This is a genomic window from Streptococcus respiraculi (assembly GCF_003595525.1).
GTDB classification, from domain to species: Bacteria; Bacillota; Bacilli; order Lactobacillales; family Streptococcaceae; genus Streptococcus; species Streptococcus respiraculi.
Genome location: NZ_CP022680.1, coordinates 1,706,711 through 1,732,623, shown reverse-complemented (window position 1 = coordinate 1,732,623; position 25,913 = coordinate 1,706,711). Strand labels below are relative to the sequence as shown.

The window sequence follows — 25,913 nt, the reverse complement described above, 5'->3', positions numbered from 1 at the left end:
ACAAAGAGCCTTATTTGATCGGTGTGTTACTTCAATACCCACTCTCTAATGGCGTATGCGACACCGTTTTCATCGTTTGATTTGGTAATATGGGTCGCGATTTTTTTGAGTTCAGCACTGCCATTTTCCATAACGACCGCAGTTCCTACAACTTCTAGCATGGAACGGTCATTTTCTTGGTCACCGATTGCCATAGTTTCATTCATAGTAAGACCTAATAAAGCGCTGAGTTTCTTGATGGCTTCGCCCTTGTTGACCGTTTTTGGGGTCACTTCGAGGTAGAAAGGAGCAGATTTTGCGACATTGAAGCGCTCTGTCAGTAGTGTTGGAATCTGTGGAATCGCAATATCAAGTTTTTCAGGCTCGTCAACCAGCATGACCTTGATGATATCTTTATTTGCCATTTCCTCAGGCGTGCGGTAAAAGACGGGGGAGTCAACAAGTTGCGCTTCGTAAATGGTGTATTTGCCGATATTGCGATTGGCAGTATACATGCCGTCTTTGGTGCTTGCGTGCATGGGAAGTGCTAGTTGGCGTGCGAGGTATTCCCATTCGAGGTAGTCGGTGTAGCTCAAGCCTTCTTTGACAACATCGTTTCCAGTTGCCGTTTCTTGGACTAGTCCACCGTTAAAGGTGATGACATAGTCTCCCTCGTCTAAGAGGTTTAATTGTCTTAAAATACGTTTGACACCGGAAATCGGACGTCCCGTTGCGATGACTATTTTCACGCCCGCTTGTTTCGCATCTTGAATGGCTTGGTAAACTTCGGGGGTGATTTCATGTTTGCTATTTAATAGGGTGCCATCAATATCAATGGCGACAAGTTTAATGCTCATCATGTTCTCCGTAAATAAATTGATCGTTGTGAATATAGCTTAGGAAAGTTTCATTTTGTGTAGCAAAAATTCCTGTTTTCGTCAGCATTTCTTTTGGGAAATAGAAGCGGCTATCGCCGTGAACCGTTCCTGCCAAGGAATGGACAATTGGAGAGAGCTGAGACAGTTCAATAAGGTTACCGTCTTTTCTGAGCATCTCAATCTGGGTCCGTTTTTTCTTGGCATTTGGTCGGTAAATATCATAGGGTAAATCAAAATTATGATGAATTGCTGTATAGTAGCTAGGTTCAAATCCGACTTGATTAACAATTGCTTCTAAGACGGACAAGTGTGATTCAGTCTGGGTATCAAAGGTAATCGACTTAAAGACCTTACGGTTGATATAGCGTTGGGCTAGGTCAGATAAAATCGTATCAGGTCCGTTAATCCAAGACTGGAAATAGGTATTCATGACGCCATCATCTAAGGCCAAATAATCTTCTAAGGCGAAATGCTGTTCAAAGAAGGGAATCAGGCGGGGAGAAGAGGTGCTAAAGAACTCCTGCTGGTCTTGATAGAGCATCTTTGCCCGCTTGAGGAGATTTTGCAGCAAGACCTCCATAGAGCGGCTGGCAGGGTGGAAGTAGACCTGCATGTACATTTGATAGCGACTGAGCACATAGTCCTCCACTGCATGCATGCCCGATTCTTTAAAGGCAATCCCGTTTTCAGTCGGACGAATGACCCGTAAAATCCGTGTCAGATCAAACTGACCATAATTGGCTCCTGTAAAGTAAGAATCTCGCAAGAGATAATCCATACGGTCCACATCAATCTGGCTAGAAATCAGTTGAACCACCTGCTTATTGGGGTAGGAATGGCGGATGACACTAGCCACTTTTTCAGGGAAATCAGGAGCAATCTGTCGTAATAAGCCATTGATTTCTGTGCCACTATTAGTGATGATTAGACAGGTCATCTCCTCGTGATCTGTGTCAAACAAGCGCTCAAAGGTATGGGAATAGGCTCCGTGTCCCACATCGTGTAAGAGAGCCGCCACCATAGTCAAGAGCGAATCGTTGCTGTCCCAAATTTCCGCATATTTTTTCTCAAAAGTAGAAACAATGCGCCGTGCAATTTCATAAGCACCAAGGCAATGCGAAAAACGGCTATGTTCACCACCATGAAAGGTATAGGAGGTCGTTCCCAGTTGCTTGATGCGACGCAGCCGTTGAAATTCCTTGGTATTGATTAGGTTGTAGATCAATTCATTGTCTACATGAATATAATTATGAACAGGGTCACGAAATACTTTTTCACTCATTCTTTCATTATATCAAAAAAACAGCGATTGTGCTTTTATGAACTATTTGACGATTTCCCGTTAAAACTTGTTTACGAAAAAGGGATTTCATATTATAATAAGAGTATGACAGAACAGATGATTTTACACCTTATTCAGGCCCTCTTGATCGGGCTGATTTTGTGGATCGCATGGACGATCTTTTCTTATGCAAAAAAGTACCAGATTAACCTGAAGGAACGATTTGTAACAGGACTTGGTATCGGCTTTATTACGGATTTGCTTGATACCTTGGGGATTGGGACCTTTGCGACCACTACGACCTTGTTTAAAGCGACTAAATTGGTGGAAGATGACAGGAAGATTCCTGCGACCATGACAACCGCTCATATCATTCCGGTCTTGGTAGAAGCCCTGCTCTTTATCACCATTGTCCAAGTGGACTTGGTGACCTTGGTTGCTATGGCAACAGCGGCTTTTTCTGGAGCTTTTGTCGGAGCAAGAGTGACCCAGCATTGGAACACCCAGAAAGTTCAGCGAATTTTAGGGATTTTGCTGGTGATTGCGGCCCTCTTTATGGTCTATCGCATGGTGACCAATCCTGGAGCTGATTTGACCAATGATGTGCGAGGTCTCACAGGCTGGAAATTACTAGTTGGTGTAATCTTTGACTTTGTCGTTGGGATGCTGATGAGCATGGGTTTGGGAAACTATGCACCAGAGTTGATTTTCTTTTCTCTCATGGGGATTAGCCCAGCGATTGCCCTCCCTGTGATGATGTTAAATGCAGCCATGATTATGACAGCGGGCGCTAAGCAATTCATCCAGTCAGGTCGGGTCAATTGGTCTGGTGTGCTGGGGATTATTGTTGGCGGAGTTTTTGGAGTGTTGACAGCAGCTAAGTTTTTGAGTAGTTTAGATGTCAATAACCTGAAAATCCTCGTGATTTTCATCGCATCTTATACAGGTCTGACCTTGCTACGTTCATCATTTGTATCACAGATAAAGGAGAAAAAATGAAGATTATCATTCAAAATGAAATCGACCTTGACGGTGAACTGGAAGTAGTAGAGGAAATTCGTGATGCAGAAGTCGTCGAAAAGGGAGGATTTCTCTATTTGACCTATCAGAATGATGAGAAAGAGCGCGTGGTCTTGAAAATCAAGGATACGGACTGTACCATGACCCGCTTTTCGACTCCTAAATCCGTTATGTACTTTATCAACCAGGAAACAACCGTGACACAAATTGCAACTCCAGTCGGGATTCAGATACTGCATGTGGTGACGGATACCTATCAAAAAAAGGAAAATCACGTGACCATTCGTTACGCTCTTCAAATTCCCCAAACAGGGCAAGACTTAGCCCGTTACCATTTGAACATCAAATGGGGAAGTTTTTAGGAAAAATTCCTTGCAAATGGGATGGAAATTTGCTATAATGGTCAACATATCAAGGGAGTAGCTGACGGAAGTATCCGTTACAAGGTCGTCAATCCGAAAGAAATTTCCGGCCTTGTATGAAATAGCGAGACTTGTTTGAATAAAACAAGTCTCTTTTTGTGTTTTCAAAAAGGGACGAAAAGGAGAAAAACATGTCAACAGAACAAAAGCGCCAAGCTTTTTACACCCAAGATGCCGATCTTGTTTTGCGTGAGTTAGAGACGAGTGAGCAAGGTTTAACAACGAGTGAAGCAAGCAAGCGTTTGGAGCAATATGGGCGTAATGAATTAGCAGAAGGCGAGAAACGCTCCCTCTTAGCTAAATTCTTAGATCAATTTAAAGATCTCATGATTATTATCTTGCTACTTGCAGCGATTCTATCGGTTGTAACATCAGGTGGTGAAGATATTGCAGATGCGATTATCATTCTTGCTGTTGTCATTATCAATGCGCTCTTTGGTGTTTATCAAGAAGGGAAAGCAGAAGAAGCGATCGATGCTCTGAAATCTATGTCCAGTCCTTCTGCTCACGTCTTACGTGATGGTCATGTGACAGAGATTGACTCAAAAGAATTGGTTCCAGGGGATATTGTGAGCCTTGAAGCGGGAGATGTAGTACCAGCTGATATGCGCTTATTAGAAGCAAATTCGTTAAAAATCGAAGAGGCTGCTTTGACTGGGGAATCCGTACCGGTTGAAAAAGATGTCCGTGTGACTCTAGCAGAAGATGCAGGAATCGGTGATCGTGTCAATATGGCCTTCCAAAATTCCAACGTGACCTACGGTCGTGGACTTGGTGTGGTTGTGAACACGGGGATGTTTACCGAAGTTGGTCATATTGCAGGTATGCTCCAAGATGCGGATGAAACTGATACACCGCTCAAGCAGAACCTCAATAACTTATCAAAAGTCTTGACCTACGTCATTTTGGTCATTGCTGCGATTACTTTTGCTGTTGCTGTCTTTGTCCGTGGTGAGCATCCGTTGACAGGTCTTTTGACCTCAGTTGCCCTTGCGGTAGCAGCGATTCCAGAAGGTCTTCCAGCCATTGTCACCATCGTTTTGTCACTTGGGACGCAGGTCCTTGCAAAACGCAATTCGATTGTTCGTAAGTTGCCAGCAGTAGAAACACTTGGCTCAACAGAAATTATTGCGTCTGATAAGACGGGGACTCTTACAATGAACAAGATGACTGTTGAAAAAGTCTATTACAATGGTCAATTAGTTAATGCCAAAGAAACCATTGAAGCAGGACTAGATTTACCATTATTGGGGGCGGTTGTTCTGGCAAATGATACGAAGATTGATGCAGACGGTAAACTAATTGGTGATCCAACAGAGACTGCCTTTATCCAATATGCACTTGATAAAGAGTACGATGTTAAAGCCTTTCTAGCTCAATACCCTCGTGTGGCTGAGTTACCATTTGACTCAGATCGCAAGCTCATGTCAACGGTTCACCCATTGCCAGACGGGAAATTCTTCGTGGCAGTAAAAGGTGCGCCAGATCAGCTCCTACACCGTTCAACCATGGTCGATATGTCTGGAACTGTTAGTTCGATGACAGACGAGATTGCAGCAGATATCAGAGCCAACAACTCTGAAATGGCCCATCAAGCTCTTCGTGTTCTTGCAGGCGCTTATAAGATTGTTGATAGCATTCCAGAAGAACTCACAACTGAAACGCTTGAAAGTGACTTGATTTTCACTGGCTTGATTGGGATGATTGACCCTGAACGTGCTGAGGCTGGTGAAGCAGTTCGTGTGGCAAAAGAAGCAGGAATTCGTCCAATCATGATTACAGGTGACCACCAAGATACAGCAGAAGCCATTGCAAAACGTCTTGGAATCATCGATGCCAATGATACAGAAGACCACGTATTGACAGGGGCTGAGTTGAACAACTTGTCAGATGAAGAATTTGAAAAGGTCGTTGGTCAATATTCTGTTTATGCCCGTGTGTCGCCTGAGCATAAGGTACGTATCGTGAAAGCATGGCAAAACCAAGGGAAGGTCGTTGCTATGACCGGAGACGGAGTAAATGACGCTCCAGCTCTTAAAACAGCTGACATCGGTATCGGTATGGGGATCACGGGGACAGAAGTTTCAAAAGGTGCCTCTGATATGGTCCTTGCAGATGATAATTTTGCAACCATTATCGTAGCTGTCGAGGAGGGACGTAAGGTCTTCTCTAATATCCAAAAGACCATTCAATACCTCCTTTCAGCCAACACTGCGGAAGTTTTGACCATTTTTCTTGCCACTCTCTTTGGTTGGGACGTGTTACAACCTGTCCACCTTTTGTGGATCAACTTGGTAACGGATACCTTCCCAGCTATTGCGCTTGGCGTTGAGCCAGCAGAACCTGGTGTCATGAGCCACAAACCTCGTGGACGCAAGTCAAGCTTCTTCTCAGGTGGTGTCATGAGCTCAATTATTTATCAAGGATTGCTACAAGGTATCTTGGTACTTGGCGTGTACGGCTATGCTATTTCAAATCCAGTTCATGTGGGTGATGTAAAAGCGATTCATGCTGATGCGCTTACGATGGCTTTTGCAACCCTTGGATTGATTCAGCTCTTCCACGCTTACAACGTCAAGTCTGTTTACCAGTCTATCTTGACGGTCGGTCCATTCAAGTCTAAGACCTTCAACTGGTCTATCCTTGTATCCTTCATTCTTCTAGCTGCAACCATTGTTATTGAGCCACTAGAAGCGATTTTCCACGTGACACATCTTGACCTTAGCCAATGGGCTGTTGTCCTCATCGGAAGTTTCTCTATGATTATCATTGTAGAAATTGTCAAGCTCGTCCAACGGACATTGGGCATGGATAAGAATGCGATTTAAACGATTTATCGGAAAGCCACCTGAGAGGGTGGTTTTTTCCTTTCTATTTATGGTACACTATAGTGGATTGAGAAAGGAATAGGACAAGGCAAGGAACTATAGCTAGAACTGGCGTTCATCAAAGCGACTTAACGGAGTCCTAACCTTTATTCAATCCACTATAATATATAGGAGGTTGCCTATGAAAAAGACACTAGAAGAAAAATTACAATCAAAAAAGCCTACCTATTCAGACAGTGAAGTGGTCTGGTTGTTAGACAATATCGGGCATTCTGACGGCGAGATTCGAGATGTCTTAGTCTACAATAGTCTAGGGCGTGGTTTATTTGAAGGTTTGTTCACGAGGGAGCAGTTTCGATATTTGCTGGAGGATAGTTTGCGGAGGGGCATTCTGCTCTACAAGATAGATGAGATTGGGCTTCCAACTTTGACACGATCCTTTACTGCCTTGCTCTTGGGGCATCTAGTAGAAGTCAGTTGTATGCCTGATAGTCCTTATTTTCAACAGATTGTAAAGGCTGAGTATCAGCTAATCTGTCAGAAAGCATATAACTATCTAGCAGAGGAGCAGGATTTTACAGGTTATTCGAACGACTATGGCTGGGTACATGCTTTTGCGCATGGGGCGGATTTGTTGGTCGCGCTAGTCTGTCATCCCTACTTTGAAAAAGAAGACTGGGAGAGGATTTTTCCGATTCTGACCGCGATTTTCAAGCGTTTGCCTCAGCGTTTTGTGGATGACGAGGAATGGCGCTTGGCGCGCGTGGTGTATGAGGCGATAAAATGCGGACACTTACAAGACGACAGCCTAGTAGCGTGGGTCGAGTCGCTCGATTTTCCACTCGAAACAAATTTTGATTTTTATCGTTTTTCAGCCATGCGGTCTTGTTTATTGGATATTTACCTGCAATTAGACAAGGAAGGCCTGCTTGCAGAAAGAGTAAAGACCGTTATTCAAGCGTGGGGCTCAGCCGAGAGCTAAAGGGCATATCATTTGTGAGGATTCAGTACCTTTTCTTGCTGGTCATCAGAAGCAGAAAGTGATAAAATAATACTGTATATACTAGAAAGACGGAGTCCGTTTTTCAATAAACATATCTAGGAGATGATGAATATGAACTATGCCCAAGCCTTTTTAATGGCGAATATGAGTGCCTTTCCCCCTGAAACCTTGCCTATTATCAAAGAAGAACTCGAACGCTTGGATGAGAAATCTGTCAGCATGCTTATGATGACAGATATCAAAAATCCGATGACTGCTCTGTTATTTTCCATCTTCCTTGGAGAATTAGGAGTTGATCGCTTTTACATTGGCAATAAAGAACTTGGGATTGCAAAACTTGCTTTGACAGTGATTGGTTATGCCACCCTCGTTATTGTACTGGGGTTTTTCCTGTTGATTGGTGTTTATATCTGGAAGTTAGTTGACTGTTTCTTGATTATGAAGGCTTGTAAGCAGACTAATTTTGAACGCTTCATGTGGCAAATCAATCAGGCAGAAATGGTTCAGCAAGCACGGTCTACATCTGCAAAAAATAGTGCAAGTGTCGTTGTAGAAGCTGCTGAAGAAGTATCAGTAATTAGTGAAGAAGAAATGTCTGTAGTTGCAGAAGCAAACGCAGAAGCAGAGACAATCCCCCTTGTCGGTGAAGAAGTGAATGAAACTGTAAAAGAGCAAACCCTTGTCAGTGAAGAGGAGATGAGCGAGTAGGAGTATGTCAGCTGAAAAGATGACGATGAAAATAGCTCTTTACAAATACGTCCATTTATATTATCATAGAAAATATACTATTTTTAAAAGAGGAGATACCATGTCAACATTTTCTGATTCCTATATTGCAGCCAATGCTAGCAATTTTCCAGCAGAAGCGATTCCTGCTCTACGCCAACGTTTGGAGGCTTTAGATGAGTCTCAAGTATCTTATATCCTTGCGACCGAATTGAAGAATCCAACAACTGCCTTGATTTTTTCAATCTTACTCGGTGGTTTGGGAGCTGACCGTTTTTATATCGGTCAAGTTGGACTTGGAGTTGCAAAGTTGCTCTTGTCATGGATGACATTTGGAATTTGGCCACTCATTGACTGGTTCTTGATTATGGGCGCAACGAAACGTGCTAATCTTGAGAAACTCAATATGGCACTAATGGCTACTTCTTATAAGTAGATAGAAGATAGAAAGGGGGGAAAATAATTCTCCTCTTTTTTGCTATCATTATATAAAAAATAAACAGTTCTGCTCATTGATAGCAGTGTTTCATTTATATGATCTGGTCATTTTGTTTTATCGTTTCGCAGGCGTGCGAGCGAAATGAGTTTAAAATATCATAAATAGAAATATTTTCTAGTTTATTAGTTTAATTTTGCAAACAATCTGTAATATGACTCCCTATTTGTCATCAAGGTGTAACGTTTCTTGGGCGATTTTTTGGTATAATGGTACAATGCTTGTAAAGGAGGGAAGTTAGATGAAGTCTCGTTATATGACCATTTTCTTATTTGGAATCTATCTTTCATTTCTGACATGGATTATCCTATTCAAATTAGATGTCTTTTCCACCCTCCAGCTGGCCTACTATCACGAAATGGGGCGTAGCATCAATCTGATTCCCTTTGCGGGAACAGCTGTCTATGATGGGGTGCTGGATTACCAAGAAATTGGCTTAAATGTTCTTTGTTTTATTCCCTTTGGGATTTACATGGAAATGCTAGATAAAAAGGCGACCTGGGTTAAAAATCTAGCCGTGATGTTAGTGGTCAGTATTGTCTATGAAGTGCTGCAGTATACCTTCCAAATCGGCGTCGCAGACATCACAGATGTCCTTGCCAACGGCTTTGGTGGTGCCATTGGAATCAATATTATGTATGTCCTGACCAGTATTTGGCACGAAAAAGCCTATGAACGGGTCAATCGAATCGCTCTAATTTTGACAATCGTTGTCGCAGAGCTACTTTTGCTTAGTTAGAACCTGTATACACAGATCAGTAACTCTCTTCAGGGCTTCTTTTTCGCTACTCATCGTTGCTTTTTTTGAAATATAGTCAAGATACGAGGGCGTAAAAAAAGCGAATGAAAAATAGGAAATATGACGAAGAAGCGCAAGCTTCTAGGAGTATTTCTCTTTTTTCCGAGCTTTTAGCCCGAGTTCAATTTCATAAGATACGAGGGCGTAAAAAAAGCGAATGAAAAATAGGAAATATGACAAAGAAGCGCAAGCTTCTAGGAGTATTTCTCTTTTTTCCGAGCTTTTAGCCCGAGTTCAATTTCATAAGACACGAGGGCGTATAAAGCACAAAGTGTACCCTTAGGGCATCCGTATCTGTAGAACGAGCGAGCTCGTAATAGCTACGGTAAGATAGGAGAGTGACGATGTGTTCGATGAACACAAGGCATTATATAGCTCTTAGTTCGTGTTCAGTTCTCACTTCACTATACTTCGCTTATGAATATAGGTTTTTAGATATTGCAAACTTTCTTAATTTTGTTACAATAAAAGAAATGAACCTAAAAGAACAAATTATCGCATTATCAAAGGAAATTGGAATTTCTAAGATTGGATTTACAACAGCAGACGATTTTGCTTATTTGGAGAAATCCCTGCGGGCCGCAGTCGAAGAAGGACGAACGTCTGGCTTTGAACACAAGAATATTGAAGAGCGTATCAGGCCAAAGTTGAGCCTGGCTTCTGCCAAGACCATTATTTCGATTGCGGTTGCTTATCCGAGAAGATTACCGCAAAAGCCACAGAAAACTCAGTACAAACGAGGCAAGATTACTCCCAATTCATGGGGACTTGATTACCACTATATCTTGCAAGATAAGCTGGAGCGCCTGGCGCGTGGGATTGAAGAGTTGACGGCTGATTTTGAATACAAGGGCATGGTGGATACCGGAGCCTTGGTCGATACAGCAGTCGCAAGGCGGGCAGGGATAGGCTTTATTGGCAAAAATGGCCTCGTTATTTCAAAAGAATTTGGCTCTTACATGTTCTTAGGCGAACTCATTACGAATTTAGAAATAGCGCCTGATCAGCCAGTGGATTATGATTGTGGTGACTGCAATCGCTGTGTTACGGTCTGTCCAACCTCGTGTTTACTTGGAGACGGGACAATGAACGCGAGGCGCTGTCTGTCCTTTCAGACTCAGGACAAGGGCATGATGGAATTGGAGTTTCGCAAGAAAATTAAGACGGTCATTTACGGTTGTGATATCTGTCAGATTTGCTGCCCTTATAATAAGGGAATTGATAGTCCACCCGTTGTAGACATTGACCCAGATTTGGCCGAGCCAGAGCTGATTCCCTTTTTGGAGCTATCAAACGGGCAATTCAAAGAGAAATTTGGTATGATTGCGGGTAGTTGGCGTGGGAAAAACATTCTTCAGCGAAATGCCATTATCGCTCTTGCCAATGCCAATGACAAGTCAAGTATCCCTAAACTCTTAGAAATTATTGATAAGAAGCAAAATCCCATTCATATGGCAGCTGCCATATGGGCACTTAGCCAGTTGGTCAAACAGCCCAATGAGGAGCTGATTGCTTTCATTGAAACTATCAAGAGCGACCATCCAGATGTTATTGCAGAGCGGGCCGCCTTTCTATCATTCGCCAAAGGGGTATAAATATGATATAATAAGCAGAATAAAGAAATGAGGTACTTATGGATATAGCAGAAATTCGACAAAAAATTGAAGAGCTGACCACTAAATTGAACTCATTCAGGGGGTCTCTTTGACTTAGAAGGTTTGGAAGAAGAAATTGCTATCTTGGAAAACAAGATGACAGAACCAGACTTTTGGAATGACAATTTGGCAGCTCAGAAAACATCGCAGGAGTTGAATGATTTAAAAGCAACCTATCAGAATTTTCATCAGATGCTGGACTTGCTAGATGAAGCAGAGATTCTCTTAGAGTTTCTCGCAGAAGACGAGTCTGTCCAAGATGAATTGGAAGAAAAGTTACTCGAGTTGGACAAGTTGATGACCAGCTACGAGTTGACTCTCCTCCTGTCAGAACCTTATGATAACAACAATGCAATCTTGGAAATTCACCCAGGATCAGGTGGAACAGAGGCTCAGGACTGGGGCGAGATGTTGCTACGGATGTATACCCGTTTTGGGAATGCCAAAGGATTTAAGGTGGAAACCCTAGACTATCAGGCAGGGGATGAAGCAGGAATTAAGTCTGTTACCCTAAGCTTTACAGGTCCAAACGCTTACGGCTTACTCAAGTCAGAAATGGGTGTGCATCGCTTGGTGCGTATTTCACCATTTGATTCGGCGAAACGCCGTCACACCTCCTTCACATCGGTTGAAGTCATGCCAGAACTCGATGACACGATTGAAATTGAGATTCGGGATGATGAAATCAAAATGGATACCTTCCGCAGCGGTGGTGCTGGTGGACAGAACGTCAACAAGGTGTCAACAGGGGTTCGTTTGACCCACATTCCAACCGGAATTGTTACTCAATCAACCGTTGACCGTACCCAGTATGGGAACAGGGATCGGGCTATGAAGTTGCTGCAAGCCAAACTCTATCAATTAGAGCAAGAAAAAAAAGCAGCTGAAGTCGATTCGCTTAAAGGAGATAAAAAAGAAATCACTTGGGGTAGCCAGATTCGTTCCTATGTCTTTACTCCTTACACCATGGTCAAAGACCATCGTACAGGCTACGAAGTCGCTCAGGTGGACAAGGTCATGGACGGGGATATTGAAGGATTTATTGATGCCTATCTCAAATGGCGTATTAGCTAGTACTCTATAAAATCAAAAGAAAGGAACTGTCTTCGACAGAATACCTTATGGGAATTATTGAAATGAAAGACGTTTCCAAGAAATATGGAAACGGAACAACCGCGCTGAGAGGCGTGTCTGTAAATGTAGAACCAGGTGAATTTGCCTACATCGTAGGACCTTCTGGTGCTGGTAAATCAACCTTTATCAAGCTCTTGTATCGTGAAGAAAAGTTGGATAAAGGTTCGCTTAAAGTTGGAAAGTTTGATCTTGCTAAAATCAAGAAAAAGGATGTTCCAATGTTGCGCCGCAGTGTCGGAGTTGTCTTCCAAGACTATAAATTGCTTCCGAAAAAGACTGTTTTTGAAAACATTTCCTATGCTATGGAAGTTATTGGAGAAAAACCACGTAGCATCAAAAAACGGGTCATGGAAGTCTTAGATTTAGTAGGATTGAAGCACAAGATTCGCTCTTTTCCAAATGAACTCTCTGGTGGTGAGCAACAGCGTATTGCGATCGCCCGTGCCATTGTCAATAATCCAAAAGTCTTGATTGCCGATGAGCCAACAGGAAACTTGGACCCTGAAAATTCATGGGAAATTATGAATCTTTTGGAGCGGATTAATCTCCAAGGGACAACGATTTTAATGGCGACCCACAATAGCCAAATCGTAAATACACTTCGCCATCGCGTTATCGCAATCGAAGACGGTCGAGTGGTACGTGATGAAGTAGAAGGAGAGTACGGATACGATGATTAGACGATTTTTTAGACATTTTATTGAGTCTTTAAAGAGCCTCAAGCGAAATGGATGGATGACGATTGCAGCCATCTCATCAGTGACGATTACCTTGACCTTGGTCGGAATTTTCGCTTCTGTTATTTTAAATGCGACCAAGCTGACAGCTGATTTGACCAACAATGTTCGCATCAATGTCTACTTGCGTGCGAATTCGACTGATAATGCCCAAACGATTGTCAATGATCAAGGACAAACGGTTGAAAACCCTGACTTTCAAGCGGTTTATAAACAAATTCTTGCCTTGGATAATGTCAAAAGTGTGGACTATTCAAGTAAGGAAGAGCAGTTGGAGCATTTGACTGCAACCCTAGGGGAAACCTGGAATCTCTTTAAAGGAGATGCAAATCCGCTGTATGATGCCTACATCATTGAAACGACAGACCCGCAATATGTGAAATCTGTTGGAAAAGAAATTGCAAAAATCGATGGTGTCACAGAAGTTCGTGACGGTGAAGTGGAAACAGAACGAATCTTCAAGTTAAATAGTCTTGTGAAAACATGGGGATTTGCAGCAACAGGGCTCTTGCTCTTTACGGCGGTCTTCCTGATTTCAAATACTATTCGGATTACCATTATCTCGCGTAGTCGTGAAATTCAAATCATGCGCTTGGTTGGAGCAAAAAATAGCTATATTCGCGGACCGTTCTTGCTTGAAGGAGCTTGGGTCGGCTTGCTCGGTGCGATTGTGCCGTCTGCTTTGGTCTATTTTGCCTATCAGATGCTCTATACATCAATTAATGCTTCTCTAGCATCGCAAAATCTGTCTTTGATTAGTATGAATGTCTTTGTTCCAGCCATGATTGCCAGCCTCTTTGTTGTTGGAATTGTGATTGGAGCATTGGGATCAGTGATTTCCATGAGACGATTCTTGAAGATTTAGTGATGAACTAAAAAGCGAAAGTTGGAAAAACTTTCGCTTTTTGACTGCTCATATTTTTATTTCCTAACTTGGGTTAAAATTCTTCGCTAGCTTATCCGCGTTCTTGATTTTTTAGGTTCGGGTTAAAATAATCACAGGCTGATCTTCGCTCTCTAATTTATCAGATTGGGTAGTCACAGTCATTTCCCTAACTGTGACTATCTAAAAAACGGGTTAACGTTTTTCTCATGGGAAATGGTGCTAGAGTGCCCATGTCCAGGATAGACTTGGTAATGCCCTGGTAGGGTAAAGAGGTTGTTTTTGATACCGGATAGTAAATCATCAAAATTGCTAGTTGGTAAATCGGTGCGGCCGATTGATTCTCTAAAAAGGGCATCGCCTGTGATGACGAGTTCTTGATCTGGAAAGATAAAAGATACACCGCCGATAGAATGTCCTGGTGTCTCAACAACTGAAAAGCGAAATCCATCCAACAGGTAATCTTGGTCGTATTGGAAGGTTTTCTCAGCAGGTCGGCAGACGACATTTTCCATATCATCGTGGCGGGCAAGTCCTGAGAGATTCATTTCAGGTGTGTAGAGCCAACTAGCCTCACTTTCAGCCACGTAGACAGGTGGCATGCTAAAATGCTCTCGCACCAAGTCCAAGCTCATAATATGGTCATAATGGGTGTGGGTCAAGAGGATAGCCGCCACTGGCTTTCCAATCCGTTCAATCGTCTGTCGAATAGTTGCCCAATCACTGCCTGGATCCACCACGATAAGGTGAGAATCATTTTCTAAATAGTAGGTATTTTCATAGGCGACAGGATTTACGGTTTTATGCAGTTTCATTTCATTTCTCCTTTGGACAGTCTTTCTCCTCTAGTCTAGCAAAAAATAAGGCGCTTGTCTGCTTTTTCTTATCGACAATGATGAAAAGCTGACGGATTTTGAGGGAAATATGGTATAATTTTACTGTTATGACAGAGAAAAAACAAGCAAATCGATATGCTGTTGTGGACTTAGAAGCGACGAGCAGTAGTAGTTATGCTAAGATTATTCAGATTGGGATTGTCATTGTAGAAGAAGGGCAGATTGTCGAAACCTACGCAACAGACATTAATCCCTATGAAAAATTGGACTACCATATCCGCGAATTGACCGGCATTACCGACCAGCAATTAGCAGTAGCTCCTGATTTTGGTCAGGTGGCAAAAGAGATTTATGACTTATTAGAAGGAACCATTTTTGTAGCCCATAATGTGTCTTTTGATGCCAATTTATTAGCAGAAGCCCTCTTTTTTGAAGGTTACGATTTACACACCCCGCGGGTTGATACGGTCGAATTGGCCCAGCTATTTTTCCCGACTTTAGACAAGTATAGTCTGAGCAATCTTGCAAAGGAGTTGACCCTTGATTTGGAGCAGGCCCATACGGCTATTTCAGATGCAACTGCAACTGCAAGGCTCCTCTTAAAAATTCAAGAGAAGATTCAACAATTACCAAAGCAGACTGTGGGGCATATTCTTGAGTTTGCGGATTATCTGCTCTACGAATCTCGCTTGGTGATTGATGAGCTATACCCTATCTTATCAGATTATCTGCCTGAAAATCTGGTGTCAGTAGGTGGTCTTTGTTTGAAGAAACCAGCTGCACTACAAGCACCTTATCATCTATCAACAGATTTTGCGACCAATCTCGCTCTTTTAGGGCTGGATGAGCGGCCACAGCAGCAGGCATTTTCCCAGATCATGGAAAAACGCCTGCAAGACGCGGATGCACATGTGCATTTCATTCAGGCGCAGGCAGGCATTGGTAAGACCTATGGCTACTTGCTTCCAGCGCTAGCCCATAGTGAGCGCCCTGTTCTTGCAGTGGTACCGACTAAGATGTTGCAGCAGCAGATTATGGAAAATGAGGGGAAAAGGCTGTCAGAGGTTTTTCGTATAGGGCTTGCTAGTATCAAGTCTCCTCGCCATTATCTCAAGCTGGATACTTTTTGGCGAACCTTGGAGCGGCAAGATGAGAACCGACTTTTGAATCGTTATAAAATGCACCTCTTGGTCTGGCTTTGTGAGACGGAGACGGGAGATTTAGATGAGCTTAAGCAGCAGCGCTATCAAGCTTATTTCGATGAGCTACGGCATGACGGCAACTGGGATGAGCAATCCTTGTTTGGGGAGTGGGATTTTTGGTACAGAGCGCAAGAGGCTGCCCGCTCAAGCCATGTCACCCTGACCAACCATGCTTACTTTTTGGAGCACGTATCAGATACTCCTTGGATGCAGAATCGGCTCTTGATCATCGATGAAGCGCAAAAATTGGCCCTAGCAGCAGAAGAATATGCCAGTCAGGAATTATCGATTTCAGACTGTGAAGCCCTAATCCAGAGCAAGTTGGACAGAACTAGCCTGCTTCTTGAAAAACGCTTATTAGAAGCCTGTTCTTTTGAGTTAACTCATCTTTTAGAACAGTTCCGAGCAACTGGCCAGCGAGAATTAGCACCACAAGACCTTGCAGCTCTCAGACAAAATTTGGAAGAGCTGGGCGACAGCGATTTTCAAGACTGGCTATGGTTGTTAGGTCAGAAACGGGAGTTTTGGCTGGAAGAACGCAAGGTAGATGAGAAGCACCTGAGTTTCCTAAGAGCCAGTCAGGAAGATGTGCTTGATGTGGCAAGTCTTTTGCCAAATAGTAAAATATGCTGTATCAGTGCCACTCTGGAAATTAGTAAAAAGGTGAATGTGGCAGACTTACTAGGGTTTCAATCAATCACCTTTGATCGACTGCCTAATCATCAAAAAAGTAATCAACTGATTACACACCCCCGTAAGTTACCTGATTTAGTTTCTCTCAATAAGGAAGAGCATGCAGCATTCATAGCTCAGCAGATTCAAGACTTGTTAGAGCTCGGTAGACCAATCTTGGTCTTGCTGACTTCGATTAACCTGCTCTTGGAGTTGTCGAAAATCTTGGAAGAGTCTGAGATTCCTCATCTGGCTCAGCATCGCCATGGTCTTGAAATGCCGCTGAAACGCCGATTTGATAAAGGCGAAGTGCCTGTTTTGTTAGGAACTGGAGCTTTCTGGGAGGGAGTAGACTTTGCCAGTCAACCGCAAATGATTCAGCTGATTCCCCGTCTACCGTTTGAAAATCCTCAGGACCGTTTTGTCCGCAAGGTGAATCGACATCTGAAAGCAGAGCGGAAAAACCCCTTTTATGACTATCATCTGCCGATGATGATGTTGAAGTTGAAACAAGCTATTGGACGAAGCAATCGCTCGGCACGTCAGAAATCCTGTGTGATCCTCTTGGACAATCGTTTGATTGATAAGCAGTATGGTCAGCAGATTAAAACATTCCTCAAGACAGAATACCAGTTAGAAAGCCTTGAGCCAGAACACCTAGTAGAGCGAATGGAACAATTTTTAGAAGAAATGTAGAACCTATATTCATAAGTTCCTGAATAGAGTTGCTGAGCTGTGAATACAGGTTCTAAGAAAGCTGGGGGAAATCCCCAGTTTTTTATAGTTATTCCGTTTTGGTATAGCTTTTCCTTCATATAATTCCTTCCGATTCTTGTTAGAATATCCATGTTTACATACTAGAATCGGTGGTCAAAATGCAGGAAGTATGCTATACTTTTCCTTATCTAGTTAGGAAATGAGAAGCAGGTATGAAAGATATGCTAATCGTCTTTAAGGTGGGGACTAGCTCGCTCACACAGGAAAATGGTAGTTTGGATCGTATCAAAATTGCCCGTATTACCAATCAATTGGCCCAGCTACATCAGCAGGGCTACCAGTTGGTCTTAGTGACGTCAGGCTCGATTGCGGCTGGTTTTCGTCGTTTGGGGTTTGACAAACGGCCGATTAAGATTGCAGAAAAGCAGGCTAGTGCTGCGGTGGGCCAGGGACTCTTGATTGAGGAATATACCCAAAATCTTATGAAAGACGGGATTGTATCAGCTCAGGTTCTTCTAACGCAAGACGATTTTGCAGACGCAAGACGTTACCAAAATGCCTCCCAAGCCTTGCAGGTTTTACTGCATCAACATGCCATTCCCATTATCAATGAAAATGATACGATTGCGATTGAAGAAATCAAGGTCGGAGACAATGATACCTTGTCTGCCCAAGTTGCATCGCTCCTAAAAGCAGATTTGCTGGTGTTGTTGACAGATGTGGATGGTCTTTATACAGCCAATCCAAATACAGATCCTAACGCCAAGCATTTGTCAGAAATTGCAGAGATTCGCGACGAATTATTTGCCATGGCAGCTGGAGCAGGATCTTCCAACGGAACAGGTGGTATGACGACAAAATTGCAGGCAGCGCAGATTGCGACCAGATCAGGTGTACCAGTTTTTATCTGCTCTTCAAAGGAAGATACGGCTCTCTTACAGGCAGTTACCCAAGCCAATAAAGGGACTTTGTTCTTGGCGGATAGACAAGCAATGAACCAGCGCAAGCAATGGCTGGCCTTTTATGCACGGACTGAAGCCTCTGTTGAGATTGATAGAGGGGCAGCAGAAGCCATGCTGAGAAAGGGTCGTAGCCTACTGGTTGCAGGGATCAAAGCAATTGAAGGGAAATTTCAGTCGGGTGATATTGTGTCTGTCTACAGTCAGGAGACGCACCGTATAATTGGAAAAGGTCGGGTCAAGCTCTCCTCAGAAGAATTAGAACAGAAACTCTCCACTGAAAAAGCGGAAGGTATCTTTATTCACCGCAACGACTGGGTCAGCCTATAGAAAGGACGATAGATGTTATGACTACAACACAAGCCTTATTAGACAGTCTTTTAGGACATAAGTCGGCTATCAACTTGGCAAGTACAGAGCAAAAAAATACGGCACTTGTGGCGATGGCAGACCAGCTTGAAGCAGATTGTGAGCAGATTTTAGTAGCAAATAGCCGTGATATGGAGCAGGCACAAGGCCTTATTGCTCCAGTTATGCAGGATAGACTGCTCTTAACAGCAGAGCGGGTACAGGCAATGGCAGACGGGATTAGGACCTTGGTTGCTCTTCCAGATCCGGTCGGTCTGACTCTTGATGACTATCAGGCAGAAAACGGTCTTCGGATTCAGAAAACCTCCATTCCCTTTGGAGTGATTGGCATGATTTATGAAAGCAGACCAAATGTGACGTCAGATGCGGCGGCGCTTGCGATTAAGAGTGGAAATGCGGTCATTCTCCGCGGTGGAAAAGAAGCCTTTCATTCCAGTCAAGCTATTGTCACCGCCTTAAAAGCAGGTCTTGTCAAAGCAGGAATTGCGCCAGAAGTGATGGAACTGGTACAGGACACCAGCCGCGCTTCGGCTCTTGAGCTGATGACTGCAAAAGGGAAGATTGATTTGTTAGTGCCACGAGGTGGAGCAGGCTTGATTCAAGCGGTGGTGGAGCAGGCAACGGTCCCTGTTATTGAAACAGGGACAGGGATTTGCCATGTTTATGTGGATCAAGAAGCGGACTTGGAAAAGGCGACATCGATTGTTCTCAATGCTAAAACCAGCCGTCCATCTGTCTGCAATGCGGCAGAAGTGCTTCTGGTTCATCAAGATATCGCAGCAACATTCTTGCCGATGTTGGAAGAGCAATTGGCAGGTCAAGTCGAATTGCGGGCAGATAATCAAGCTCTTACTTATTTGCATCATGCTCAATTGGCAGGAACTGCTGATTTTGATACAGAATTTTTAGACTATATCTTAGCCGTGAAAGTCGTTGCAGATGTGGCAGAAGCGGCTGTCCATATTGCGGCACATTCAACAGGTCATAGCGAAGCCATCATAACAGAAAGTGCGGAAACAGCAGCCTATTTCACTCGAATGGTTGATTCAGCAGCCATCTATGTCAATGCTTCGACCCGTTTTACAGATGGAGGTGAATTCGGTCTAGGCTGCGAACTGGGTATTTCTACCCAGAAAATGCACGCCCGAGGTCCAATGGGTTTGCGTGAAATGACCACCTACAAGTATATTATTACAGGTACAGGGCAGCTACGCTAGAAAGGAATGTCTATGAAAGTTGGATTTATCGGACTGGGGAATATGGGCTCGGCTATCGCCCTTTCCATCTCGAAACAAGAGGGAGTAGAATTACTACTGAGCAATCATAACCAAGTGCGTGCAGAGAAATTGCAAGCGCAAATCGGAGGGCAGCTTCTCTCCAATCTTGAGATTGTTCAGCAAGCAGATATCATCTTTTTAGGGGTCAAACCTCATTTGCTAACGGTTCTTCTTGAGGGTATGGAAGATGCTATTGCGGAAAACGCGTCCGCCATTTGGATTTCTATGGCAGCAGGTATTCGCTTAGACCAGCTGACTCAGTATTTACCAACTAGTCAAGTGGTTCGGATTATGCCCAATACCCCTGTTGCAATCGGCCAAGGGATGACAACCTATGCTCTCATCAATCCTGAATTGGCGGATGTGACCGAGCAACTCTTATCCCAATCAGGGCAGGTTAAACGAGTAGATGAAAAGCTGATGGACGCTGCGACTGCTCTTGCAGGATGTGGCCCAGCCTTTGTCTATCAATTGATTGAAGCCATGATGGATGCAGGAGTAGCGCACGGCTTGACCGCTTCTGAAGCTAAACACTTGGCTGCACAGACCTTACTAGGTTCGGCCCAAATGGTGTTGGAAAGCAGCAAGCACCCCGCCCAGCTGAGACAGGAAGTCACCTCACCAGGAGGCTCAACCATTGCAGGAGTTATCGAACTCGAAAAAGAAGGCTTTCGCTATGCCATTATGGCAGCCATAAAAGCAGCCATTAAACGGACGAAAGATTTGGGACTAAAATAATCCAGTGGATTATTTTAGCCCGAGCTCAGAAACACAAAAGCGAGGATAATCCAGTGGATTATTTTAGCCCGAGCCTAGAAACACAAAAGCGAGGATAATCCAGTGGATTATTTTAGCCCGAGCCTAGAAACTCGAAAGCTAGATAAGCTAAAACGGTAGGAAGATTTTCCTACCGTTTTAGCTTATCTGTTATTCAACTGATTGGTCTTATCCTTAATCCACTGACTGATGTTTGAAAAGGTTTTGGTATCTTCGACCTTGTCTTTTTGCTGCTGGATAAAGTCTGAAAAGCTCTGCTGAATCCCATCTTCGTGGACCTTTTTTTGAATCTGTTGCCACTTGTCCATGAGATGTTGTGAGGTTCTTTCATAAGCCAATTCTAAAATTTCTTCTTTTGATTTATAGTTGCGGTAAAAAGCGTTGCGGGAAACCCCTGCTTTTCGAACCAATTCGGAAATCGAGATTTGCCGCATATCCTTTTTTTCCAGCAAAAAAAGTAGGGCTGTCTCAATGGATTCACGGGTTAATTGATTGATTTCTTTATTGGATTGGGTTAAATTTTTTAAGGATTTAGGAGAAATTGTCCGTTTTTGCATAGCGTGCCTTTCCTAAAATAAATCGAGAAGCTGAAGCTTGTTCATTTCGTGTTGGCAGTATGTGACAGCTGAAAGAAAATGCTTTCACTTCATATCATTTCATGATATAATTGTAAAGTAAGATAGTTTGCTTGTCAAATAAAAATCTTAGCCTTATTACTTAAATAGAATGGAAATACCTTTATGGCTAAATGGAAAATTGTCGCAGATTCAGGGTGTGATTATAAAGAACTAGCGAATCTCGCGCCAGATACCCTATTTGAAATTGTTCCCTTGACAGTACGCATTGAAAATCAGCATTTCCTTGATGATGCAAGCCTTGATATTGATCAGATGATGGAAGCTATGTATGCTTCATCAGACGCAGCAGGTTCAGCATGCCCGAGTCCGCAGGCCTACGAGGCTGCCTATCAAGGTGCTGACAACGTGATTGTCCTAACCCTAACTGGCTCTCTGTCTGGTAGTTACAATAGCGCTCGTGTTGCGAAAGAGATGTTTTTGGAAGAACATCCAGAGGTTAATATTCATTTGATTGATACACTTTCGGCTGGTGGGGAAATGGATTTGCTAGTCGGAGAAATCAATCGTTTGATTGCTTCAGGTCTTGATTACGAGGGAGTGGTGTCAGCTATTACCGACTATCAGACAAAAACCAAGTTGCTTTTTGTTCTTGCTAAGGTCAATAATCTAGTCAAAAATGGACGCTTGAGTAAGCTGGTTGGAGCAGTCGTTGGGCTTCTTAATATCCGTATGGTTGGTGAAGCAAGTAGCGAAGGCAAGCTCGAGTTACTTCAAAAAGCGCGTGGTCATAAGAAATCTGTCACGACAGCCTTTGAAGAAATTCTCAAAGCAGGTTATAAGGGTGGACGAATCGTGATTGCCCACCGTAACAATGACAAATTCTGCCACCAATTCTCGGAATTGGTGCGCAACATGTATCCCAACGCCCTGATTGAAGCCCTACCAACTTCTGGATTATGTAGCTTTTACGCAGAAGAAAATGGTCTTCTTATGGGGTATGAAATTTAAGAATCTGTGTTCATAAGCTCCCGATTGGAGTTGCTGAGCTAGCTGTGAATACAGGTTCTAAGACAACAAAAGGCGAGTGACAGTTGGTCATTGCCTTTTTACGTGATGAACATAAGGAGTTGAATGAGAAAAACAAGTATCGTCCTAGTCATTCTAATTAGTATCGTTGCGTTCTTTGCTTATAGGCATGGTGAAAAAGCGACCAAACCGGAGGAGACAAGTAGAGTAGGGCAATGGCCGATTGGTCGTGTGGAGATAGGAATCAAGTGGTCAGAGGCAAGTAAGGATGCGCAGAAGTATCAAATTCGCTTTGAGCAGGTGCTTGAGGCTGTCAAAAATGGCGCTAAGTGCTATGATGTGCGCTCTTTTATCGAATACCAGCTAGGGCATGTGGAGATTGCAGAACATTATCCGTTAGCGACCCTAGGCAAGCAAGAATTTCCAGCCTTGGTCCACGATGTACCTATTTATCTCTATGGTTCAGATAATGGCTCGTCAGCTCAGGCAGCCAAGCTCTTGCGCGATGAGGGCTTTCACTATGTCTATGATTTAGGAAGTGTAGACCAGATAAAGGCGATTGGTGCGACCGTTCAGGGTTGGTGGTCATCTGTCGGATAAGATTAGGGAGGAAATATGATTACACTCAGACCAATTGATGAGGACAATTTTCAGGCTTGTATTGCGTTGACAGTGAGCGTTGCAGAGGAGGATTTTGTAGACCCTGTCTTGTATTCGCTAGCAGAAGCCTGGCTTTACCGTAATTGCATGGAAGCCTTTGGCATTTATCATCAAGACCAGTTAATTGGCTTTGTGTCACTCTATATTCATAATGAACACTCTGAGATCATCAACTTTTTGATTGATGATGCTTTTCAAGGTCAAGGCTATGGCAGCCAAGCAGCCCAACATTCGATGCAGTATTTGCAAGAAAAGCACCATACGAAGCGCATATCACTCCCTGTTCATATCAAAAATGAAAAGGCCAAGAAATTTTGGATCAAGCAAGGTTTTCACCCGTCTGACAACATTGAAGATTTCTATTTGTTTATGAGATATTTCCCCTCTTACTCGTAGAACGATTGTCGTAAAACTAGTAATGGATAAGAGATAAAGTGAGGTTGGGCAAAATTCTATTTTGAGTCAAAATCTGACAACGGTTTATATAAAAACGCATCTATCAAGGTTTTAGAGAAGTTGATAGTATGCGTTTTTAGTTTAAGAGTATTTACCTAGCCTCGGTCAGTTCCTCAAGGATGTGTCGGAGCTGTTTCGCAAAATCCGTGCTATAGGGGAGTTGGAGGTAGTCGTAGGACTTAGCTCCCATGATTGTTCCTTGCCTTACGCCATGTTTGAGACGGGCTGTGAGCTTTCCTTTAGGAAGCTGAATGGTCAGCTGTTCTTGGGCGAGCTGGTAGGGATAAGGGAGTTGATACTGGGTTAGAAGTTCCCTCATCTCTGCTTGGTGTTCCTCTTTTAGCTGATAAAGGTGGCGCGTATTGCGGGCAAACATGCCGTTGTCAATATAGAGCGATAAGGCTTTTTGCATGATAAGATTGGTATCATAATCAATCAACCTCTTATGTTCTAAGAAAGGCTCACGTAGGTGGTGTGGCAGGACGATTCCACCCAAGCGTAGGGCTGGGAAAAGGGTCGGTGTAAAGGACTTGATATAGATGACACGGTCGTGGCTATCAAGATAATGAAGTGGCAGGGTCTTTGCACTATCAAAATCTGCCAGATAATCATCCTCAATCACATAGACGTCATACTGGTCAGCTAGTTGAACAATAGCCTGCTGGGTGTCACGGTCATAAGTCGTTCCTAAGGGATTGTGGAGACGAGGAATGGTATAGAAATACTTTATCTTCCCGCTCTTGAAAATCTGCTCTAACTGGGTCACATCAATCCCGTCCAAGGTTCGTTCAATGGTCTGAAATGGTAGTGACTGTTGTTCCAAGAGGGTTCTCATCCGATAGTAGGTCGGCTCTTCCACCAAGACTTCTTCTTTCCCATTCGCCAACTGCATTTGGGTCAGAATATAGAGTGCCTGTTGGCTTCCAGCCGTAATGACCAACTGGTCTTTTTTACAATAGACATGGTAATCCATGAGCAGCTGGTGGAGAGAAGCAACCAATTCCTCCAGACCTTCCTGCTGATGATAGTAATTAAAGAGGTAATTTTCTCGCCCAATCAGACTTTCATGAACGCAGGTCCGAAAATCTTCGTAGGGCAGCTGCAAGAAATCTTCTGGATTAAGCGAGACCGTCTTGTCTTGAAAATCTTGATCTTCTAAAATGTAGTAGCCACTTTTTTCCACTGCATAAATCCGATTTTGGTATTTCAGCTCGAGCATGGCCTTTTGAACGGTGTCCTTGCTACAGTGATACTGCTCACTCAGCCTGCGAATAGAAGGCAGTTTTTGCCCTCGTTTAAAATGATGCTGCTCAATTCCTGTGATAATATCCTGAATGATTGTTTGGTATTTAGTAGTCATAACTGTCCCCCTACAGATAGTATACTGTCTTTTAATCCTAGAAACAAGTCTTGCAGTTGGATTAGACCATGTAAAAGACAATCGCAAGGTACTGCAAGAGGCTGGCTAGAATGATGAACAAATGCCATATCATGTGGAAGTAAGGCTTTTTCTTGGCATAGAACATAGCGCCGATACTATAGGAAATCCCGCCTGCCAGCATGAGAAACCAGAATGTAGGTTCCGTTTGGCTGACCACCTGCGGTACAATCAGCACCACCAACCAGCCCATGATGAGATAGAGAGCGAGACTGAAGCGCTCGTTGATTTTTTGGGCGAAAATTTTATAGAGAATACCAAAAATCGTCGTCGCCCATTGAATGACCAAAATTAGGTAGCCCTGCCAGTTGGGCATGAGTGTCAACAGAACTGGAGTGTAGCTACCTGCAATGGCAATGTAAATCATGCTATGGTCGATGATTCGTAAAATATACTTGTGAGTCGAACCATAAGCCATAGAATGGTAAATGGTTGAGGAAAGAAACATCAGAAAGAGGCTAATGATGAAAATAGAGGCTCCAATCGCCTGAATTAAGCCACCCCTTTCATAGCTATAAATGGCTGAGAACGGGAGTAGTACTAACATTAAAAATGCGCTAACCGCATGGGTGACGGCATTGCCCACCTCTTCACCAAAGGAGAGGGGGAGGGACAGTTTAAAGCTTTGGTTCATAGTCTTCTCCTTTTAAACTTGGAATGAGTGCAAGCGTTTCTTGGTAAAAGTGAATGGTCTGACAAGCCTTTTGCAAAATGGTCGGATACTCCGCCGTTTCATTACCTGAAAAGCAAGCGACAAAAGCATTGTAAAGCTCAGCTGCTTCGTGGTCCTTTTTCAAAAGATCAATGATTTCTTGAATATCTGCAATCGGAAAAATTGGTTTACAGATACTGAGAATAATGAGACGAGCCAGATGTGCACGATTGTACTTTTTCTTGACAGGCTTGGGAATATAGCCGTGCTTAACATAGTTATTGACCATAGAAGCCGTAAGTGGCTTTTCATGATGTGCTAAAAAAGGACTGGTCTCTTGGTTGATATAGAGTAGGACTTGATCCAGATACAGCTCCAAATTAGGTAATTGCTGCCAGTTAGGTAAAGAACTCATCATAAACTCCTTATAATCTAGTTATCATAACTAGATT

At 43.3% G+C, this 25,913-nt stretch carries 24 protein-coding genes and 1 pseudogene; 18 read left to right on the top strand and 7 right to left on the bottom strand.

Features of this window, described 5'->3' with window-relative positions; genetic code table 11:
- Window positions 1–26: 26 nt before the first annotated feature.
- Window positions 27–836, bottom strand: coding sequence for a sugar-phosphatase (gene yidA, locus CHF41_RS08370; RefSeq protein WP_119876840.1), 810 nt, complete (start codon window positions 834–836; stop codon window positions 27–29).
- Window positions 826–2,139 carry an HD domain-containing protein gene (locus tag CHF41_RS08365; protein ID WP_119876839.1) on the bottom strand — a complete coding sequence of 438 codons (1,314 nt, stop codon included), beginning with the start codon at window positions 2,137–2,139 and terminating at the stop codon, window positions 826–828. Before CHF41_RS08365 ends, yidA begins: the two co-directional genes overlap by 11 nt.
- A gap of 105 nt (window positions 2,140–2,244) precedes the next feature.
- Here CHF41_RS08365 and CHF41_RS08360 point away from each other — a divergent pair, with 105 nt between their 5' ends.
- The 11 genes from CHF41_RS08360 to ftsX all read left to right on the top strand — a co-directional run bounded on the left by CHF41_RS08360 (window position 2,245) and on the right by ftsX (window position 13,824).
- Window positions 2,245–3,138, top strand: a complete 894-nt coding sequence (locus CHF41_RS08360; protein WP_119876838.1) for a sulfite exporter TauE/SafE family protein — start codon at window positions 2,245–2,247, stop codon at window positions 3,136–3,138.
- On the top strand, window positions 3,135–3,521 hold the full coding sequence (locus CHF41_RS08355) for a YwiB family protein (protein WP_119876837.1): 387 nt from the start codon (window positions 3,135–3,137) through the stop codon (window positions 3,519–3,521). The genes CHF41_RS08360 and CHF41_RS08355 overlap by 4 nt, the downstream gene beginning before the upstream one ends.
- Before the next feature lie 191 nt (window positions 3,522–3,712).
- A complete protein-coding gene (locus CHF41_RS08350; RefSeq protein WP_119876836.1) occupies window positions 3,713–6,409 on the top strand; it encodes a cation-translocating P-type ATPase in 2,697 nt (898 codons plus the stop codon).
- 181 nt (window positions 6,410–6,590) lie between these two features.
- On the top strand, window positions 6,591–7,391 hold the full coding sequence (locus tag CHF41_RS08345; RefSeq protein ID WP_119876835.1) for a DUF2785 domain-containing protein: 801 nt from the start codon (window positions 6,591–6,593) through the stop codon (window positions 7,389–7,391).
- Window positions 7,392–7,523: 132 nt separating this feature from the next.
- The gene (locus tag CHF41_RS08340) at window positions 7,524–8,120 is read left to right on the top strand and encodes a TM2 domain-containing protein (RefSeq protein WP_119876834.1); all 597 of its coding nucleotides are present in this window, start codon (window positions 7,524–7,526) and stop codon (window positions 8,118–8,120) included.
- Between the two features lie 100 nt (window positions 8,121–8,220).
- The gene (locus tag CHF41_RS08335; RefSeq protein ID WP_119877175.1) at window positions 8,221–8,574 is read left to right on the top strand and encodes a TM2 domain-containing protein; all 354 of its coding nucleotides are present in this window, start codon (window positions 8,221–8,223) and stop codon (window positions 8,572–8,574) included.
- A 301-nt stretch (window positions 8,575–8,875) separates the two neighbouring features.
- Entirely contained in the window at window positions 8,876–9,373 is a 498-nt protein-coding gene (locus CHF41_RS08330) for a VanZ family protein (RefSeq protein ID WP_119876833.1), read from the top strand.
- A gap of 533 nt (window positions 9,374–9,906) precedes the next feature.
- A complete protein-coding gene (gene queG / locus CHF41_RS08325) occupies window positions 9,907–11,028 on the top strand; it encodes a tRNA epoxyqueuosine(34) reductase QueG (protein WP_119876832.1) in 1,122 nt (373 codons plus the stop codon).
- Window positions 11,029–11,066: 38 nt separating this feature from the next.
- Window positions 11,067–12,162 (top strand): peptide chain release factor 2 gene (gene prfB / locus CHF41_RS08320; RefSeq protein WP_119876831.1). Its coding sequence is split into 2 segments (ribosomal slippage): window positions 11,067–11,138 and window positions 11,140–12,162, totalling 1,095 coding nucleotides; the frame shifts between segments, so codons are not numbered across the junction.
- Between the two features lie 47 nt (window positions 12,163–12,209).
- Entirely contained in the window at window positions 12,210–12,902 is a 693-nt protein-coding gene (gene ftsE, locus CHF41_RS08315; RefSeq protein WP_119876830.1) for a cell division ATP-binding protein FtsE, read from the top strand.
- A complete protein-coding gene (gene ftsX / locus CHF41_RS08310; RefSeq protein ID WP_119876829.1) occupies window positions 12,895–13,824 on the top strand; it encodes a permease-like cell division protein FtsX in 930 nt (309 codons plus the stop codon). The genes ftsE and ftsX overlap by 8 nt, the downstream gene beginning before the upstream one ends.
- A 197-nt stretch (window positions 13,825–14,021) precedes the next feature.
- Here ftsX and CHF41_RS08305 read toward each other — a convergent pair whose 3' ends face one another.
- Window positions 14,022–14,657, bottom strand: coding sequence for an MBL fold metallo-hydrolase (locus tag CHF41_RS08305; RefSeq protein WP_119876828.1), 636 nt, complete (start codon window positions 14,655–14,657; stop codon window positions 14,022–14,024).
- A gap of 128 nt (window positions 14,658–14,785) precedes the next feature.
- Here CHF41_RS08305 and CHF41_RS08300 point away from each other — a divergent pair, with 128 nt between their 5' ends.
- The 4 genes from CHF41_RS08300 (at window position 14,786) to proC (ending at window position 20,612) form a co-directional block, all read left to right on the top strand.
- Window positions 14,786–17,248, top strand: a complete 2,463-nt coding sequence (locus CHF41_RS08300) for a bifunctional DnaQ family exonuclease/ATP-dependent helicase (RefSeq protein WP_119876827.1) — start codon at window positions 14,786–14,788, stop codon at window positions 17,246–17,248.
- Window positions 17,249–17,481: 233 nt separating this feature from the next.
- Complete coding sequence (proB, locus tag CHF41_RS08295; protein WP_119876826.1) at window positions 17,482–18,558, top strand: glutamate 5-kinase; 1,077 nt, start codon at window positions 17,482–17,484, stop codon at window positions 18,556–18,558.
- A 17-nt stretch (window positions 18,559–18,575) separates the two neighbouring features.
- Window positions 18,576–19,814, top strand: coding sequence for a glutamate-5-semialdehyde dehydrogenase (locus tag CHF41_RS08290; RefSeq protein ID WP_119876825.1), 1,239 nt, complete (start codon window positions 18,576–18,578; stop codon window positions 19,812–19,814).
- A 12-nt stretch (window positions 19,815–19,826) separates the two neighbouring features.
- Complete coding sequence (gene proC, locus CHF41_RS08285; RefSeq protein ID WP_119876824.1) at window positions 19,827–20,612, top strand: pyrroline-5-carboxylate reductase; 786 nt, start codon at window positions 19,827–19,829, stop codon at window positions 20,610–20,612.
- Window positions 20,613–20,950: 338 nt separating this feature from the next.
- Here proC and CHF41_RS10345 read toward each other — a convergent pair.
- Window positions 20,951–21,208: pseudogene (locus CHF41_RS10345) on the bottom strand (TetR/AcrR family transcriptional regulator); the annotation flags it as partial.
- A 183-nt stretch (window positions 21,209–21,391) separates the two neighbouring features.
- Between CHF41_RS10345 and CHF41_RS08275 the strand changes: the two are divergent.
- The 3 genes from CHF41_RS08275 to CHF41_RS08265 all read left to right on the top strand — a co-directional run bounded on the left by CHF41_RS08275 (window position 21,392) and on the right by CHF41_RS08265 (window position 23,311).
- Complete coding sequence (locus tag CHF41_RS08275) at window positions 21,392–22,237, top strand: DegV family protein (RefSeq protein WP_119876822.1); 846 nt, start codon at window positions 21,392–21,394, stop codon at window positions 22,235–22,237.
- A 123-nt stretch (window positions 22,238–22,360) separates the two neighbouring features.
- Entirely contained in the window at window positions 22,361–22,855 is a 495-nt protein-coding gene (locus tag CHF41_RS08270; protein ID WP_119876821.1) for a rhodanese-like domain-containing protein, read from the top strand.
- A 15-nt stretch (window positions 22,856–22,870) separates the two neighbouring features.
- Window positions 22,871–23,311 (top strand): GNAT family N-acetyltransferase, encoded by a 441-nt coding sequence (locus CHF41_RS08265; protein WP_119876820.1) that lies wholly within the window; start codon window positions 22,871–22,873, stop codon window positions 23,309–23,311.
- A 151-nt stretch (window positions 23,312–23,462) separates the two neighbouring features.
- Here the strand turns inward: CHF41_RS08265 and CHF41_RS08260 are convergent, their stop codons facing one another.
- The 3 genes from CHF41_RS08260 to CHF41_RS08250 form a co-directional block, all read right to left on the bottom strand.
- Window positions 23,463–24,731: an aminotransferase-like domain-containing protein gene (locus CHF41_RS08260; protein ID WP_119876819.1), complete on the bottom strand. Its 1,269-nt coding sequence runs from the start codon at window positions 24,729–24,731 to the stop codon at window positions 23,463–23,465.
- Between the two features lie 61 nt (window positions 24,732–24,792).
- Complete coding sequence (trhA, locus tag CHF41_RS08255; RefSeq protein WP_119876818.1) at window positions 24,793–25,443, bottom strand: PAQR family membrane homeostasis protein TrhA; 651 nt, start codon at window positions 25,441–25,443, stop codon at window positions 24,793–24,795.
- Window positions 25,427–25,879, bottom strand: a complete 453-nt coding sequence (locus CHF41_RS08250; protein ID WP_240622947.1) for a DUF1836 domain-containing protein — start codon at window positions 25,877–25,879, stop codon at window positions 25,427–25,429. The genes trhA and CHF41_RS08250 overlap by 17 nt, the downstream gene beginning before the upstream one ends.
- Between the last annotated feature and the right edge of the window lie 34 nt (window positions 25,880–25,913).